This window comes from Viridibacillus sp. d25.2 (genome assembly GCF_055456015.2).
Genome location: NZ_CM196652.1, coordinates 4,344,804 through 4,362,349 on the forward strand (window position 1 = coordinate 4,344,804; position 17,546 = coordinate 4,362,349).

General features: G+C 33.4%; 10 protein-coding genes. 1 reads left to right on the forward strand and 9 read right to left on the reverse strand.

The genetic code is table 11. From position 1 onward, the window contains the following. Nucleotides 1–5: 5 nt before the first annotated feature. The 5 genes from ACZLO7_RS21230 to ACZLO7_RS21250 all read right to left on the reverse strand — a co-directional run bounded on the left by ACZLO7_RS21230 (nt 6) and on the right by ACZLO7_RS21250 (nt 12,377). Entirely contained in the window at nt 6–1,067 is a 1,062-nt protein-coding gene (locus ACZLO7_RS21230) for a nitric oxide synthase oxygenase (RefSeq protein WP_464938589.1), read from the reverse strand. Nucleotides 1,068–1,562: 495 nt separating this feature from the next. Further along, nucleotides 1,563–2,678: a transglutaminase domain-containing protein gene (locus tag ACZLO7_RS21235; RefSeq protein ID WP_464938579.1), complete on the reverse strand. Its 1,116-nt coding sequence runs from the start codon at nt 2,676–2,678 to the stop codon at nt 1,563–1,565. Nucleotides 2,679–2,919: 241 nt separating this feature from the next. Beyond that, complete coding sequence (locus tag ACZLO7_RS21240) at nt 2,920–7,614, reverse strand: collagen binding domain-containing protein (RefSeq protein WP_464938578.1); 4,695 nt, start codon at nt 7,612–7,614, stop codon at nt 2,920–2,922. 583 nt (nt 7,615–8,197) lie between these two features. After that, on the reverse strand, nt 8,198–9,313 hold the full coding sequence (locus tag ACZLO7_RS21245) for a response regulator (RefSeq protein ID WP_464938577.1): 1,116 nt from the start codon (nt 9,311–9,313) through the stop codon (nt 8,198–8,200). Further along, nucleotides 9,291–12,377, reverse strand: a complete 3,087-nt coding sequence (locus ACZLO7_RS21250; protein WP_464938576.1) for an ATP-binding protein — start codon at nt 12,375–12,377, stop codon at nt 9,291–9,293. Before ACZLO7_RS21250 ends, ACZLO7_RS21245 begins: the two co-directional genes overlap by 23 nt. 631 nt (nt 12,378–13,008) lie before the next feature. Between ACZLO7_RS21250 and ACZLO7_RS21255 the strand changes: the two genes are divergently transcribed. Then, on the forward strand, nt 13,009–14,496 hold the full coding sequence (locus tag ACZLO7_RS21255; protein ID WP_464938575.1) for a catalase: 1,488 nt from the start codon (nt 13,009–13,011) through the stop codon (nt 14,494–14,496). A gap of 419 nt (nt 14,497–14,915) precedes the next feature. Here the strand turns inward: ACZLO7_RS21255 and ACZLO7_RS21260 are convergent, their stop codons facing one another. The 4 genes from ACZLO7_RS21260 to ACZLO7_RS21275 all read right to left on the reverse strand — a co-directional run bounded on the left by ACZLO7_RS21260 (nt 14,916) and on the right by ACZLO7_RS21275 (nt 17,385). Beyond that, nucleotides 14,916–15,380, reverse strand: coding sequence for a helix-turn-helix transcriptional regulator (locus tag ACZLO7_RS21260; protein WP_464938574.1), 465 nt, complete (start codon nt 15,378–15,380; stop codon nt 14,916–14,918). Nucleotides 15,381–15,573: 193 nt separating this feature from the next. Continuing rightward, on the reverse strand, nt 15,574–16,872 hold the full coding sequence (locus tag ACZLO7_RS21265; protein WP_464938573.1) for a sensor domain-containing diguanylate cyclase: 1,299 nt from the start codon (nt 16,870–16,872) through the stop codon (nt 15,574–15,576). Between the two features lie 2 nt (nt 16,873–16,874). Further along, nucleotides 16,875–17,042, reverse strand: a complete 168-nt coding sequence (locus ACZLO7_RS21270) for a hypothetical protein (RefSeq protein ID WP_464938572.1) — start codon at nt 17,040–17,042, stop codon at nt 16,875–16,877. 217 nt (nt 17,043–17,259) lie between these two features. Further along, on the reverse strand, nt 17,260–17,385 hold the full coding sequence (locus ACZLO7_RS21275; protein ID WP_427752384.1) for a hypothetical protein: 126 nt from the start codon (nt 17,383–17,385) through the stop codon (nt 17,260–17,262). Between the last annotated feature and the right edge of the window lie 161 nt (nt 17,386–17,546).

A 17,546-nucleotide genomic window follows, 5' to 3' on the forward strand; every position in this document is an offset into this window, starting at 1 on the left:
CTAAATTAATATGGTGCTTTTTGATAAAAATAGTTCGGCGTTTTACGTTCATTGTCATATGGTTTATGGAAAACATGAGTTGTAGCCGGTGATAATGGTGGAATAAGCCATGTCCAATTTCCCTTTACGTCACGCCCTGCAATTTGCTCATTAGTTTCGAAGCGCTTGAATTGTTGTGCTGCTGTATGGTGATCTACAATGCTCACGTCATCTTCTTTATACGAATATAAAACTGCTGCATTCAATTCAACTAATGCGCGGTCTTTCCATAAGGTAGAATTAGATACTGTATTTAGACCCATTTTCTCTGCAATTATTGGAAGCATATTATAACGATAATCATCCGCTAAATTACGCGCACCAATTTCTGTTCCCATATACCAACCGTTAAAAGGAGCCGCTGCATACGTGATGCCACCCACTTCCAGTTTCATATTCGAAATCATCGGCACTGCATACCATTTCAACTCAAGCTCTTCAAACCATTCAAACTCTGGATGACGAATCGGTACTTCTAATATATATTCAGCTGGAATATCGAATATTTGTGGGGCTCTATCCTCTACTTGAATAACAAGTGGTAGCACATCAAAACGGCCACCCTGTCCTTGCCAGCCAAGTTGCTCACATTTTTTCGTAAACGCCACTGAATCTGGATCACCTACAATACCATCCACTGTTTCATAACCAGCATAGCGAATTAATTGATGGTTCCAAACTCGTACATCACGTTGAGAGAAAACCGTAATCGTTGGACGAATACGACCACCATTTGTCGCAAATTCAATATGCTCTAAAAGTGCGTGGAAAATATCCTGCTCATCTCTTAATTTGCGCTGGTCAAGTAATTGCATCGTTTGCCAAAATAAGCGACCAATACACTTATTACTATTGCGCCAACCTACTTGTGCACCAAACTTCAGCTCATCTAATGTATGTTCATAAAAACCATTCTCATGAATCTCATGCTCTACTTCAGCTATGCGACCCACTAACGCCTCTTCAGATTGTCCTGTTTCCGAATAATACATCTTCATAAATTCAATTGCCTCATTCAGCATCGCCATAGTTCCTCCTGTCACCACTTGACTTCCTATCTACCATCATAGAAGAAACGTTTTCCAACAAACAAGATAAAAGACTTAAAATTTGTGTTGATTTTGTGGCTTATGTCTATTTTGCTATAATATAATGATTTTACGTTTCTTTTTAACATATAATACAAAAAAGAAAGCTGATAATTTATCTTTAAGTGTATATAAAATAAAGCCATCTATTTCATAGCCCTAAACTCAACAACACCCACATCTCATAGTAACAATTGCAAAAAACAACTATAGATAGATGAACACATTTATGTCAATAATCCTTCATCTCTTCGACACTCATGAAGAATACAATTTAAGATCATTGCTCAGATTGACACTAATTTTGAATATTTATTCGGTAATATTTACCATCAATTTCAAACAAATTCTGAACAACATACGAAGAAATAATAAAACCCTAATTTCCAGAGAAATTAAGGTTTGTTACAGTAGCTTGCAGCTACTGAATCATGTTTATTTAGCATTTGCTAGAGATAATTGACGCTTATTACCTGATTTACTTTCTTTATAATGAAGTACTTTGCCTTTAACGTATAGATCTATAACATGAGTAGATTTTATTTTTGTTTTATCTTTACCGTTTAACTTCACTTTATACAAATGGCCACTATTAGAATAATTACTATAGTAGATCCATTGGCCATGTATGGCTAAGAAAGGTGCTCTATCTGTGACTACTTTCAAATGCTTATTACTTTTTTTATCCATTTTATAAAGTAGATCATTTGTGTTATTTGAATAATAAAACGCTCCATTTTTTTCAATCATATTGCTCATTCTATGAAAATAGCTGTATTTTTCACTACTTGCATTCGGAAACTCTTCTTCTTTCCATTTATGGTCTTTTTTCAATTGCTCATTGCTTAGTAAAAAATAATGATAATTGACAACTCCAGTTTTATTTGGAATTGGATCATCCCAAGTCGTATCAACATGATAGTACCCACCATTAATTTTCACCATGTTCCAAGAGTGACTCTGGCCTTTGCTACTCCCTGTAACAATGATTGTGTCCACTCCTACTTTATTTAATAGTAGTTGCATTGATTTTGAATACCCATCACAAACAGCAACCTTATTAATCAAAGCACCATAAACTTCATAAGAATCCTTGGAAATTGCATCATATTTTACTGATAAAACTAGATAATCATGAATTGCTTTTATTTTTTCTATATCACTCATATTTTTCTTAACATTTTCTTTTAAAATATGTTTTACTTCAGTATCGATTTTATTTTTCTTTTTAAGAATTGTTTGTTTACTATCATCGAATTTAAAATTGATCTTTCCGGTTGAAAATGCAGTTGCCCCATTATAATAAAAAATTTCCGGATGATCCTTAACTACCCTATTGATAATTGGCCCTATTTCTTCAATACTTAATTCTTTAGAATTAAAGCTTGCACTTGCTTCTACATTTAGCAAACTTTTGAGAATATTATTATATGCATTTTGTTCTTCATTACTTAAATTTTTTGTTGAAAAAGTGCTCTTTGCCAAGGTTTGCAGAGGAAAGATACTTACCATTAATATAATTGCTATAATTAACTTCATTAACTGTTTCAACTATATCAGTCCTAACCTTATCTTTTCTTTCATTATAACAAATATGATTCTAAATGAGCATCCTACGTTAGTTATATAGCCCCTATTTAATGCATTCAGAATGTAGAATTATATACCTAAATTTAAAATAATATTATATAAATTAAGGACCTTCGATTCATTAAATGCCCCTTCTTTTTATCCTACCTAAAAATAAAAGAGGACTATCAGTGGGAAATACCCACTTAATAGTCCTCTCTCTTTATACCTTTGTTCCTCTTCTGTTAAATAGAATCCATAAACCAAATAGGATAGCTACGATACCGGCAAATAGGGTTCCTACTAGATACTCTTCACCCGTTTGAGGGAGCAATTTACTTTCTTTTAAACCATCTGAATCACTTGGAATATCTTCTTTTTTCTTGTTTCCAGATTTATTCGGTTCTCCTGGATTACTTGGATTACTTGGTTTTCCCGGTTTGCTAGGATTACCTGAATTATTTGGTCCTCCAGGGTTATTTGGTTTGTTTGGCTTTCCAGGATTGTTTGAATCACCTGGTTTACCTGGTTTACCCGGGTTGTTCGGGTCAACTGGTTTAGTTGGATCAACTGGTTTGGTTGGATCAATTGGTTTGGTTGGATCAATTGGATCGATTACTGGAGGTATATGCACATTTGTTTTTGTTAAGTCCAGTATTTCAATTTGTTCTTTTTGGATAGTAAATTCTATTGGCTTGCTATCTAGTATATAACCAGCTGGAGCCTTTGTTTCAATGAGTTGATAGTATCCTTCATCAAGATTCTCTTCATAAATTTCACCATTTTTATCTGTTATTAGTTTTTCTTTTCCACCAACAATAGTATACTCATCTGTCTCTAGCTTTTTATACATCAATTTAAATTCTGCATCTTTTAATACGATTTTAGGATTACTTGCATCTACTTTTTTCAATTTAAATGCTCGAATAATTTTGTTGTTTTTAATTGTTATTTCTTTATCTAATTGATTTAGATTAACAACCACATTACCTTCCTTCGCATCAATTGCATATTCTTTTGGAGCAGTGATTTCTTTTAATGTGTATTTATCATAAGGTAAGTTTTCAAATACTATCTTACCTTTTTCATCAGTAGTTTTTGTATCGACTAATGCTTCTTTACTGTCGTAAAGTTCAAATACTGCATCTGCTAACACTTTACTAGTATCTGCTGCGTCCACCTTAATAATTGAAAGTTTACCTTTACCTCTAACATTTGCTTTTTTTACTACTTCTACTTTAGTTTGATCTTTTACAATCTTGAATTCAACTGGCTCTTCGTCTAGCAAATAATGTTCAGGTGCCTTTGTTTCAACAAATTGATACTCACCAGGTTCAAGATTATTTACAATAATTTTGCCACTTTCATCCGTTGTACGCGTATCAATTGTCTTGTATTCAGTACCTTGCTTTTGTTGAAGTTCGAATATCGCACCTTGCAGTGTCGTGGTGGGATTTTCCTTATCAACTTTTATTAGCTCGACAGCTTGAATGATTCTTTCATTGTAAATAGGTTCTTCGTTATCGCCATCAATCTTTATTGTTTTTGTATCATTAATACCTACAACATATCCTTCAGGGGCATGATCCTCTTTTAATAAATAGTTTCCGTAAAGTAATTTTTCAAACTTCACCGTACCATCTTCCCCTGTAGTCAATGTTTTGATGACTACACCACTGTCCTCATCGATTAGTGAGAATACAGCTCCTCCAAGGGGTTTTGTTTTATCATCAGCAGCCAATTTCTTTACTTCTAGACTTCCAACTTTACCTTCCCCTGTTCCCGAACCTGTTGTTTTTTTAACTATAACAGATGCTTCAGATTTAGTTGTTGTTTCTGAAATTTGATCGCCTGTCAATGTAATATCGTTACTAATCTTAGCTCCCACTTTATCTAAAATAAGTGACTGATATTCTAGAATATATGGGGTATCAATTGAATTGGTAAAGGTAAGCTCAAAGAACTCCTTATCGTTCTCTCCCTTTTTAAATTCAATATTGTATTTATCTTTTTTTAATTCTTCTCCTTTAGTAACGTTTCCTTTTCCATCAACAGTAGTAGTGTATAGATGGAAGGAGTTTTCAAGTATAGATTGGTTACTACTTGGATTATCCGTTAATTTTACATTCGAAATGCTTGATTGCCCGAAGTTAATATTAACCTTCCAATCAATAATTTTACCTTTCTGTGCTCCTGATTTTTTAGTATATTCACCTCCATGTTGCACGGATACACTTGCAGAAAGATCGGTTACTTTTTTCCCGTCATTATATAGAGTTGCAGTGTTCTTATATTCCTTTTCAATCAATGAATCTTTCAAACTTGTTTTATATGAAATTAAATAAGGTTCATTAATTTCCTTATTAAAAATCACTTTAAAACCTTGTTTATCACCAGGATTCCACTCAACTGTATAATCCTCACCTAGCACTAACTCTTCTGTTTTCGTGCCATTTTCTCCACCTGTTAAAGACATTTTATATACTTTCAATGAATCTTCAACAAGTTTTTGATTGTCTGAAATGAAATCTTCTACATAAGCCTTTGATAGTGTTTTAAGGTTGTAATTAACACCAATATTCCATGTTATTTCTTTGTCTACAGCATTGTACGAGCCGTTTTTAAAACCATTAGATTGTGTGTAAGTATCTGGTGTAAATTTATCCGTTGCTTCTTTTGATTTATCTTCACCATCTTCAGCAGTCCATGTAAGAACGACTTTATTTTCTAAATAGTTCAAAGATTCTTTTTCACGATTTTCGTAGTTAAATGTTGTCTCATATTCAAATACATGTGGTTTATTAATTTCTTTTGTAAATTCAATTGTGAAGCCATTACCATCGTGGGTTAATTTGTAATCTACATCTTCTATCAGAACTGTTTTACCTGTTGTGATTATAAGTGTCTTTGGAAGTAACGTTAACCCTTTATTTGTAAACGAGTCTACAAGTTTAACGTTTTTCATTAGATGACTATCTTTGTTTATGGAAATCTTCCACTTTGCTGTTTTATCTTTATAATTAGAATTTACATAATTTTTTTCTAGTATTTGTTGGTTAATGGTCTGTGTTCCTGTTCCTTTTTCACCACCACCAGCTGTCACATCATTTGTGATTTTCTCGCCATCATATACACGATTATTCGCTGTTGTTTTATAGACAATTTTATATGCAGCATTTATTTCCTGATTAAACTGTAATTTAAACCCATTTTTCCCCTTTTCAGATTCTAATGCAAATTTATAACCATCTGATACTGCTTCAGATCCTTTTTCATTACCATCTTCACCAATGGTTACTTTTTCAACTTTAAGGGAATCTGTTACAAACTCCTGTGTATCGTTAAAAAAGTCTGTTAGAATTGCCTTCTCTGCAGGAATTGTTTTTTCATTGTAGTTATACTTGATTTCCCACGTGATTGTTTGTGTTTCTGGGTCGTACCCCATTGATTTTTTTTCTAACGTTTTCCCTCGTCCAACACTTACTGTTGCACTAGCCGGTTGCTCACTAAATTCGTCACCTGATAATGTTGCTTTGTTTTGATACTTCGTCCCATCAGAATCTATGATTTTCGTTGTGTATACTACACGATAAGCAGATTTGATGTCCCCTAATTTTAATTGGAAATCTTTACCTTCCAATGTTTTTCCAAGGGTATCTCCAGTTGTAACTTCTTCCCCTAGCTCAACACTTCCATCTAAATGCGTTATTAGTTTATTTATCCTTACAGAATCAACTTGCAATAATTGTCCTTCTTGGATTGGATCACTAAGCACAGCATTTTCAATAGAATCAAGATTTTTATTGAAGTCAATCGTCCAAACAATCGTATTTGCATTATATTTTTTATCTGGAGTACCCTTTTTATCAATAGTAGAACCTATTGGTTTGTATTCAATAGGGATATCAATGGAAGCTTCGCCAATAATAGGTGTTACTGTAACTATTTTTTCATTAGTAACCACTACTGTTTCACTTATTCTTGATAATACTTGTAGTGTACCCTTAATGTCTGAATGGTTTTCTATGAATTCATTGAAAGTAACAGTAGCTTCCCCGTCCACATTAACTGAAAAGACCCCAATGACTTCCCCATCGAACCTAAGTGGTGCATCTTTCACTTCTTCATAAACTTTTAGTTCTTCTGGCAAATTAAATTTAAATATTGCACCATCTGTGTAGCCATGCTTATTTGGAAGTACATATTCGTAATCTACTGTAATAATGGATTCGCGATCGACCCTCCCTATTTCCTGACCTACCTTATTTTCAAAGGTCAAATTTGCACTCGTTAAGATATTTTCTTGTATATCTGTGTTTGTCGTTTTATTATTTTCTTCTTTTCCTTTTGAATCATCCGTACTTTCTTCTTTTCCTTTTGAATCATCCGCATTGTCTTCTTCTGTTGGTTTTCCATCTTCTTCAGAAGGGATTCCCTCAACTTCTTTAAGTGATTCTACCTTTTTTCCATTTGCAACTTTTTTATTCTCCACTGCCTCTTCTGTTGAATCGGCTTCAGGTTGATTAACAGCGATTTCCTGTTCGCCAACGATTTCTATCGTACCAGAACCACTTTGTGTCTGGTTCTGTAAGATTTTCACTTGAATTTGGCTACCCGAAACTGTGTACGAGCCAATTTCTGTCCCATCAATTAGTAGTTTATTTGTTTGAGTTGACACCACCTTTACCCCTTCAGGTAATTGGAAATCGTATACCGCTGCCTCTTTATTATTGCCAGCATTAAAATGCCAATTATACTTAACCGTCGCTGTCGATTCTTCTTTTGAACCTTTGATTATTTCTGGGGTTCCTAAAATAAATAATTGCTCGTTATTACCATTTGCAGTTGCAGCAATTGGAGTTAAAAAACTATTCACGAGTAATAGAATCATCATTGTTATGAAACTAATCTTTTTCATACTTACCTCCCTATTATTTAACCTGATCATTTTTCTGCACCATTTCAATTTTCCCGATATCACCTTATCATCTAAAGGTTTCAACTAACTTTCTGCTCGGGTTTAACATTCCTTTTTCACTAGACAAGAATGAGTTAGGGGTATACCTGATAATAAAAAGGTATTCAACTTACCTTATATTTCATGCATTTATACTATCTATTTCCCGAATAATCCATCTTCCTCCCCTTCTACCTCTAATTTACTTCTTATTAACTCGTTCTTTTTAGGACTAATTCGTAGAATTTCTCTAATTTAGGAATGTTCTATGCCATTTTAACCCCTTATTCTGAACAAATTCTGAACTAAATAAATTAATAGGACTTAAGTTTTATAAAGAAACATTTAATATAACATATTATTGATTTAAACGAAAAAATTTTAATATTTAATTGGATTTAACTAAGCAGAAAAAAGGTATAAATTTAGTTTTTGATCATGAATCCACATATTTCTAAAAAACCAGGAAACACTTTCCAAACAATTCTTCACAATAATAAAAGAGCTGTCTCCAAGTCTAAAATGACTTGTGAGACAGCCCCTCTTAATGAGAAAAACATTCATTATATAATTCTACAATTTCCCTAGGTATTTTAATGCCTAATTCATCTACGAGATTATTCGTAATTGTTTCGTAAAGCGCTTTTATCTTTTGCGTATTGTTTGATTGTTGATAATGTTTCATCAACTGGTGCATAATCGTTTCATTATACATATCTAAAATCAGCATTTTTTCTAGACACTTTTCCACTAATGCATTTTGATCTATTTTATTTTCTGTACTCGTTATAAATTTTTCGAGATATAATAGAACGGCCTGTTTTATCCATTGTTGGTATTGGATTGACCATGGGTAAACGTCACCCTCTAAATAATCTCCACTATAAAGTTCGAGTACCCTTTCTACCTTTAAAGGGTGCATGTCCTCTGTTTGTACTATTTGCAGTAGTTCAAGGACATCACTTGTGAGGGGCACGGACAGTTTATAATGCTCATTGACTAATGTAATGGAATTTTCCACACCAATATCTTTTATAGCTTTTCTCAACTGGTAAACAGTTGTATGTAATAACGTCACAGCTTTTGCAGCGTCCATTTCTGGCCATAATACCTCAACGACATTCGCCTTATGGATCGGAGTTTCTCTATTGTGCCATAAGAAAATAAATAATTCCTTTACTTTCCTCGTACGCCATTTCACTTCATTTTGTTGATAATCTAGTAGTGCAAAGCTACTCATGAAGCGAGCATACAAAACTTTGTGCGTTTGCTCAGAAAGATCTTCTCTAGATTTATATAAAGTAATTCTTTCTTCAACTTTTTTAACTGCCTTTCTTAAGCGCGACGCGCCAACGGGTTTCAATAGATAATCTGTCGCATTCACTTCAAATGCTTCTAACGCAAACTTAGGATGTGCCGTTACAAAGAGGACTTCTATATGGTTGTATTCCTCCTTTATTTTTCCAGCGAATTCAATTCCATGTATACCCGGCATCTCCATATCAAGGAAAATAACATCTACTCGCATTTCATTCAATTTTTGAAATGCCAATAGTGGACTTGTATATTTACCAACAACTTCGATTCCTTCAATTTTACTTACCATGATTTCTAGTACTTCTAAAGCGATTTCTTCATCATCGATTAATAATACTTTCATTATTATCTACCCCTGGTAAAGTTATTGTTATTTTTGTACCTTTTCCATCTTCACTTTCCAATGAAAATTCAGCATTTTTAATAAGTTTCACTTTTTTCATTGGATTCAAAAAGCCAATTCGTGTACTTCGTTCATTCATCAACTCTTTTTGCTTTTGGATGGGAATTCCTAATCCATCATCTTCAACAATAATTTTCACACCTAGTGATGTTTCTTTTATTACTACTTTTACCGTTCCGCCATTAGGTTTTTTCGCGATACCATGCTGCACTGCATTTTCTACAAGTGGTTGAATGGTCATAGCAGGAATGAACATTTCTAACGTTTCATCTATATCATATTCAATATTTAAGCGATCACCGAAACGCATTTTTTCGATAGATAGATATGCTTGCACTAATTCAATTTCATTTTCTAATGGAATTAAATTGTTTTGACCTTGAAAATCTAGCTTTGCACGAAAATACGTGGACAAATGGTGTAGCGCTTCACGAGTTTTCTCTTCATCCTTGTAACTTAATCCAATAATTGTATTGAACGTATTGTATAAAAAATGTGGTGTAATTTGTGCAGATAAAAAGTTTAATTCATTTTCTATGGCCTCTTGTGAAGATGCTTTCATTAATAATAATGATTCAATACGTACTTGTAATTCTTCAAGATTAATAGGTTTTTGCAAAAAATCATTTGCTCCTTCTTTGAAGGATGCGACCATATCTGATGACTGCCCAGCAGCCGTTAAAATTACAATTGGCAACTCACTTAAACTATGTTCTTTCCTCATAATTTTACAAACTTCAAAGCCTGACATTGTCGGCATCATTAAATCTAATAAAACTAAATCTACTGATTGATTCTTCATAATTTCTATTGCATCTTCACCGTTATCTACTGCAATCACAGTGTACTCCAAAAATCGGATGAAATTGATTAATATTTTTAAATTAGAATGTTCATCATCTACAACCAAAATCGTAGAATTGCGTTTACCTTCAATTTTCATGGGCACTCGCAAGAATGGCATTGGATCATCTATCTCGTTTGTTGCTAAATGCTCACCACTTTCTTTCGGTACATACTCAGCACCTAAATTTCCCTTCAATTGAGATTCCGTGGCTAGTGGTAGTGTAAATGTAAAACAAGATCCTTTGTTCATTTCTGAAGTGACCCAAATTCTACCACCAGACGCCTCTACTAATTGTTTCGTGATACTTAAACCAAGTCCTAGCCCCTCTGATTTCCCCCCATTCACTTGATAGAAAGATGCAAAAATTCGATCTAGATTTTCTTTTCCAATACCATCACCTGTATCGGCAACAGAGATTGCCATCTCCCCATTCTGTACTTTCGCCGAAACGGTAATCTCACCAAATTTAGTATACTTAATGGCATTATAAATAAGGTTAAATAAAATTTGCTTTAACTTGTTCTCATCTACATAAATAAGTGGTAGATTTGTGGGGATATTATTGACTAATTTTAAATTATACTTAGTTGGTATTAGATAAAATAGTTCAGCAATGACCTCCTCTACAATATGAACATTGATTAAAGTAGGAACCATATTAATTTCGCCGCGCTTGATATTCCCAGCATATAATAAATCCTCTACTAATCTTGCTAATCGCTTACCCACTGTGTGAATTAAAACAACAACTTCCTGTTGCTCTTTTTTTAATGCTCCCTCATTACCTTCCATTAATGATTTAGATAAATTAATAATACCGTGTAAAGGTGTTCTTAATTCGTGAGAACTTTTCACTAAAAATTCGTCCTTCATTTCATCAAAATGAAGTAATTCTTTAGATAAACGCTCTATTTCAGTAAAAGCACGCTGCTGACGGAAACCTATTAAAGAAGATAAGCCAATTACCATTGTTAAAAACAGAAAAACGGGCTCATATTTAACTCTTATTTCAAATAAAAAGTTTAATGCAATTAATGTTCCATAACACGCAAAAGATGTAACTATCATTAATATATACTCAGAACCTTCTGCTTTTTTTATTAAAACCTTTAGTAATATATATACGACGTATCCATAGCTTAACCCTAAAATGAAAACCATTACTACTTTCTCGACCATAATAGGAGGAGCTACTAACAACAATATAGGATTTGGCGTTCCCTCTATAAACACCACAAAAATTAATAAGCTACATAAAAATATAACAACTTTTTTATTTGTATATTGTTTAAAAAATTCATATATAAATAACAGAAAGAATAAAACAGCTAGATGAAAAAATGAAAATTGGAAATACGACCTATCAAGCAAAGATAAATTCGGCATTTTTATAAAAAATAACTGCTCATTTAACGTAGTAATATAAAATCCCTGAAAGAAGCAAAATAAGCTAAAGTACAATTCATATAAATTTCGTTTTCGTTGCAAGTAAGTTACTAAATACATAATAAACAATAAGAAATAACCTGCAAAAAGAGCCGTTTCCAACATCACATCCATTGTTTTTGATATTTCAATGTCCTTTGAAGCTCCAAATTTTAGTGGAGAAATAATGCCAGCAACATAGTAATCTAGATTGGCTACTTGAATGACGACCTCTATTTCTAGGTCTTCACCAGTTCCATACGCCACATACTTCTCATCACTAAACTGATGTATTTTCATATTTTTTGAAGGGTCGCCTTTTGCACCAGCCTCTACCCCATTTATAAACAATCGGCTAGAAGATCGAATCGTATCCATTTTGAATCCGTACTTCTCGTTATTTGGCAACTTAATAAGCAAACGGTATGTACCATATTGCTCTGTATATTGGTTATTCCAATTTCCTGGAACATTAATAGTTGTCAGCTTTTGAGTATATTCATCATAAGTATGAGGGTTATTGTCAGGCGTTATTAAATCTCCGGCGTAAAATTGCCATTCACCATTTAAATTTACATTCCCATCTCTTTCAAAATCCCAATTACTCAAATCTAATACACCATTTTTTGCATCCGGTCCATTCGGTTGGAAAATATTAAAATAATTGAAACTACTAATAATTGTGAACAAAAAAATACCGATACAAACGGCGATGAACAACTTTCTCTTCATAACACACCTCTTTGCCAAGTTAAAAATGTATGTAAGTAACTATTATTAATTCATTTCTATTTTTCAATTCCTATAAATCTATTGTAAATGAATAAACCACAAGATGCTTAATTTGTTAAATAGTTTCAAGAACATTCACTTTAGTATATTTTATAAATGCAAAAAGTTGTGCAAAATTTAAACTCCGGACCCGCCTTTCTTAAAGCCAATCTACTAATCATAAAAACTAAGATCCAAATATCATTAAAACATTATCAATTATTCTTATTTAATCCATCAAAATGATAATAATAATTATTATTATGTACAATTTATTCTTGATTTTAGTTAATGAGTAAGTTCTTTAAAAGATCTTTATTTTGTCTAATTCATATTCCCTTTGATTCTTTAATATATTCAGTACTATTAATGCTATTTCACCCCCCTTTTTTATTCCTTTAATAATTTATTTAGAAAATGAATTATTCTTTTGAAACACTTTAAATTAATAAATTAATCGACATTATTTATACAATATACTTTAAGATATGAATTCCTTAAAGATAATCATTATAATTTACTTTCATCTATCAATCTGTTATATTAGTTTTTGAAGAGCACGATTCAGTTTAAAAATAGGAGGCACAACATTATGACAAATGATAATAATAAAAAGTTAACAACTGCTGCAGGCGCACCAGTCGTTAGTAATACAAACTCTATGTCTGCAGGTAAACGTGGACCCCTTTTACTGCAAGACGTATGGTTGATTGAAAAATTAGCTAACTTTAACCGTGAAGTTATTCCGGAGCGTCGTATGCATGCTAAAGGTTCTGGTGCATTCGGGACTTTTACAGTAACTCACGATATTACTAAATATACAAAAGCGGCAATCTTCTCTGAAGTAGGTAAAAAAACAGAAATGTTCGCTCGTTTCTCAACTGTAGCTGGTGAACGTGGCGCTGCTGATGCTGAACGTGATATCCGCGGATTCGCATTAAAATTCTACACAGAACAAGGTAACTGGGACTTAGTTGGTAACAACACACCGGTGTTCTTCTTCCGTGATGCAATGCACTTCCCTGACTTAAACCATGCTGTTAAACGTGACCCATATACTAACATGCGTTCAGCCAATAACAACTGGGACTTCTGGACAAATTTACCTGAATCGTTGCACCAAGTAACTTATGTTATGGGTGACCGTGGTATCCCAACTGACTACCGTCATATGCACGGATTCGGTTCACATACTTATTCAATGATCAACGCTGATAACGAACGCGTATATGTGAAATTCCACTTCACTTCACAACAGGGTATTAAAAACTACACAGACCAAGAAGCTGCTAACGTAGTTGCACACGACCGTGAATCATCACAACGTGACCTATTAGAATCAATCCAAAAAGGCGACATCCCTAATTGGAAAATGTCTATCCAAGTGATGACAGAAGAAGAAGCTCGTAACCACCGTTACAACCCATTTGATTTAACAAAAGTATGGTACAAATCTGAATTCCCATTAATCCCTGTCGGTGAATTTGAATTAAACCGAAATCCGGCTAACTATTTTGCTGAAGTAGAACAAGCTTCTTTTGCACCTTCTAACGTAGTACCTGGTATTAGCTTCTCACCAGACCGTATGCTACAAGCTCGTTTATTCTCTTATGCGGATGCTGCTCGTTACCGTTTAGGTGTAAACAATACATCTATCCCAGTTAATGCACCAAAATGCCCAGTACACAACTTCCACCGCGATGGACAAATGCGTGTAGATGGAAACTTAGGAAGCACATTACACTATGAGCCAAACAGCTACGGCCAATGGCAAGAACAACCATCATATAAAGACCCTGCATTAACGCTCGATGGACCAGCTGATATCTATGACTTCCGCGAAGATGATGACAATTACTTTGAGCAACCAGGTAAATTATTCAACATCATGAGCTCAGAAGAGCAACAACGTTTATTCGAAAATACTGCTCGTAACATGGAAGGCGTTGAGTTCTTCATTAAAGAACGTCACATCATTCACTGCTACAAAGCAGATCCAGCTTATGGTACAGGTGTTGCTAAAGCAATGGGTATCGACATCAACGATATTGATGTTAACAAAGAAATTCAATACCGTTAATATAACGAAGCCTCGTTTAGCTACTCATGCTAATCGAGGCTTTTTAACCACTTATCCACATTTTACTTAATTATTCTGAATTTTTTATATACTTATCAACAAAATTAGTGTATAACTCTGTGTACGTTGTGGATAGTACCTTTTTTATTAATCAGTTATCCACAAATCAACAACTCTCCACTTAGACAAGTTGCTTTTTGATTTAAGACAACAGTTTTAATTCATTTTTCTTTATACTTTTATTTAAAGCATGGCCTATATACTACATCTGTTACTGTAATACATTTATAAGTAAAATTATTAGCACAGTTTGAGTAGATTCTGCAGATTCAACATCATGTATTTTTTATGTACCATATCTCAAAAAAGACATTCACTTATTACGTGAATGCCTGAAACCGAACTATCATTTTCATTAATTATTTAGAATGACTTTCTTCTAAGATACGAGTAAATTCCTCTAGCACTGCCTTTTCATCCATCGTACTAAACCATCGATAAGATTCAGAATCTAAAATTCGATAATGGTTGCTTAAAATATTTTGTTGCAAACGATATCCTTTATCCTCTTGTACTGTACGCCACCAAATATACCCACCCATAGTTTTTTCCTTTGAGCGTGCAATGACATCATGTGCTGTTAGTTCTACTACTTCCATCGGATCGCCACCCATTGCATTTTGCAAAATTGAACTTTCCCTAAAAAGGGCACATAGTGCAACTGTTGTTGTCCAACCGCATGGTATTCTCTGCTTTTCTATTTGAACAAGCGTTTTTTTAGATATACCTAGTACTTCAGCCATTTTATCCTGAGTATAGTTATTTTCTGTACGTACTAACTTAAATTTCTCAGTAGTGATACTAATGATTTGTTCTTTATCCAAGCTCATCAACCCCACTTGTTTCTTTTAGTGTAATTTTATACTATTAAATGAAAAATGGGAAATTTCAATTCAGAATTGGATTACAGAACAATTGATATCTCTTTTGCCACCACAACTCGATTTCTACCTTTTTCTTTCGCCTCATATAGGCATTGATCTGCTAATCCAATTATTGCTCCAGGCTCATTTCCCATTAAGGGATATTCTGCACCCCCCCTGAAATTGTAATACTTTTACCAATAGGACTTACTGCTTGCTCTATATCTGTGCGTAACTGCTCCGCTATTAGACAAGCATCAGTTGCAGATGTATTTGGCAGCAAGATGATAAACTCTTCTCCACCATAACGGCAACATAAATCATGTGCTCGTGTTACCTTTTTCATTTTCAATGTTAGAAATTTCAAAACTTCATCCCCAACACCGTGACCATATGTATCATTCACTGACTTGAAATGATCGATATCGATCATAATAATTGAATATCGTGTATTTTCATTTGTCCATTTTTGCATACGCTCATTTAATGTACGACGGTTTGTCAGTCCAGTTAATGGATCTGTCGCTGACTGGTCCATAAAGAAGCTTACTTGTCCATGTAAAAAAGACAGGCTTTGAATTAATGCTTTTTTTAGCTGTATAACTTCATAATACCAGCCCGGTACTTGAGCAAGGTTCTTTTCTTCGTTAGCTTTCATACTACTTTCCGTTAATGTCGCTAATTGCTGTAGTGGACGTGCAATTTTAAGGGAAGCCCATAAAATGATAATAAGTGAAACGAGCAATAAAGGTAATGCGACATACAACATCTGCTTTACCATGTTTGTTGCAGGCTTCAAAGCCATTTTAGTTGAGCGTTGTGCCACAACTCCCCAATCGGCAATTGAAATATATGAATATCCTGCCAACATTTCCTTACCTTTAGAATTAATCACACGAGCTGCACCGGTACTATGTTTTTCAAGCATTTCGCTCACAACTTTATCGTCAAATACGAAATCATTAATACGTGACTTATCCTGATGATAAATTATACGTCCATCGTTATCTACTACATACACGTAAGAGCCGTCCTTATTAAAATGCTCCCCTAGAACCTCGTTTAATACATTATTTTCTTTCAAATAAATAGTTCCACCTATAAGTCCTAAATATGAACTATCCTTAGCGAAAACTGGAACTGAAATGAAGATGAGCAAACGATCTGTTATTCCTTTATAAGCTTTTGATATTAATGGCTTTTTTTGAGTTATCGCATCTTTTATAGCATCCGAAGTTAATGTCTTTCCTATTAAATCTAACGATTGAGGAGCTGTTGCAAGTACTTCTCCATATCCATCTACAATCGCAACAGAATTGAAAGTATTTGTCTGATTTTTTACGCGATCTGCTTCATGTAATAATTTACCCTCATTATCAAAAATAGCTGAGATTTCCGCAGAACTTACATTAAGCATTTGTATTGTTTCTTTAAAATAACCATTAGCCGTCATTGCTAGTTTTTGCGCATACGCATGATTTGTTTCAAGAGTACTTTCCTTTCTTTTAAAGATTGTGTATTCGTTCGATAACTACTCCACAAACTACTAGCAATTGTTAAAAAAAATGCCAAAACAGCTACACCAATAATTAAATGGTGTAATTTCAATTTAATTTTTTTCATATACCCCTACCTATTTCTCTCAAATAACTCTATACAATACATTAAGTAAAATGGTAACATATTAGACTTTTTAAAAACACATTAATTTACCATTTAATGTTTAATTCATTACCTTTTCACACAAAATAAAAAAACGCAATTAGGTCTTTTGACCTAATTGCGATTTATCCAAATTATATAATTATTAATATAAATTACTTGTAAGGCATTTCCCTTACTACTCTTTATCTCTAGAATGGTTGAAAATAGAATCTGCATTGTCGAAACAGTGTATAGTATCGTCAAAATCTTCATCTACATCATCTATTTTAATACCTAAAAACCTCAATAACTTGTCCAACATACGATCAACCCCTTAATCTTCGTACTGACATTCTTGAAATTCCAATATTTTTTTCGATGATATTCTTTCGTTCCTACTATCATTATACACTAAAATTTATATAAATTCTAATTAGGACCATATCAAAGCTCGATTTCTGTCTTATTAGGAATACTAACTTC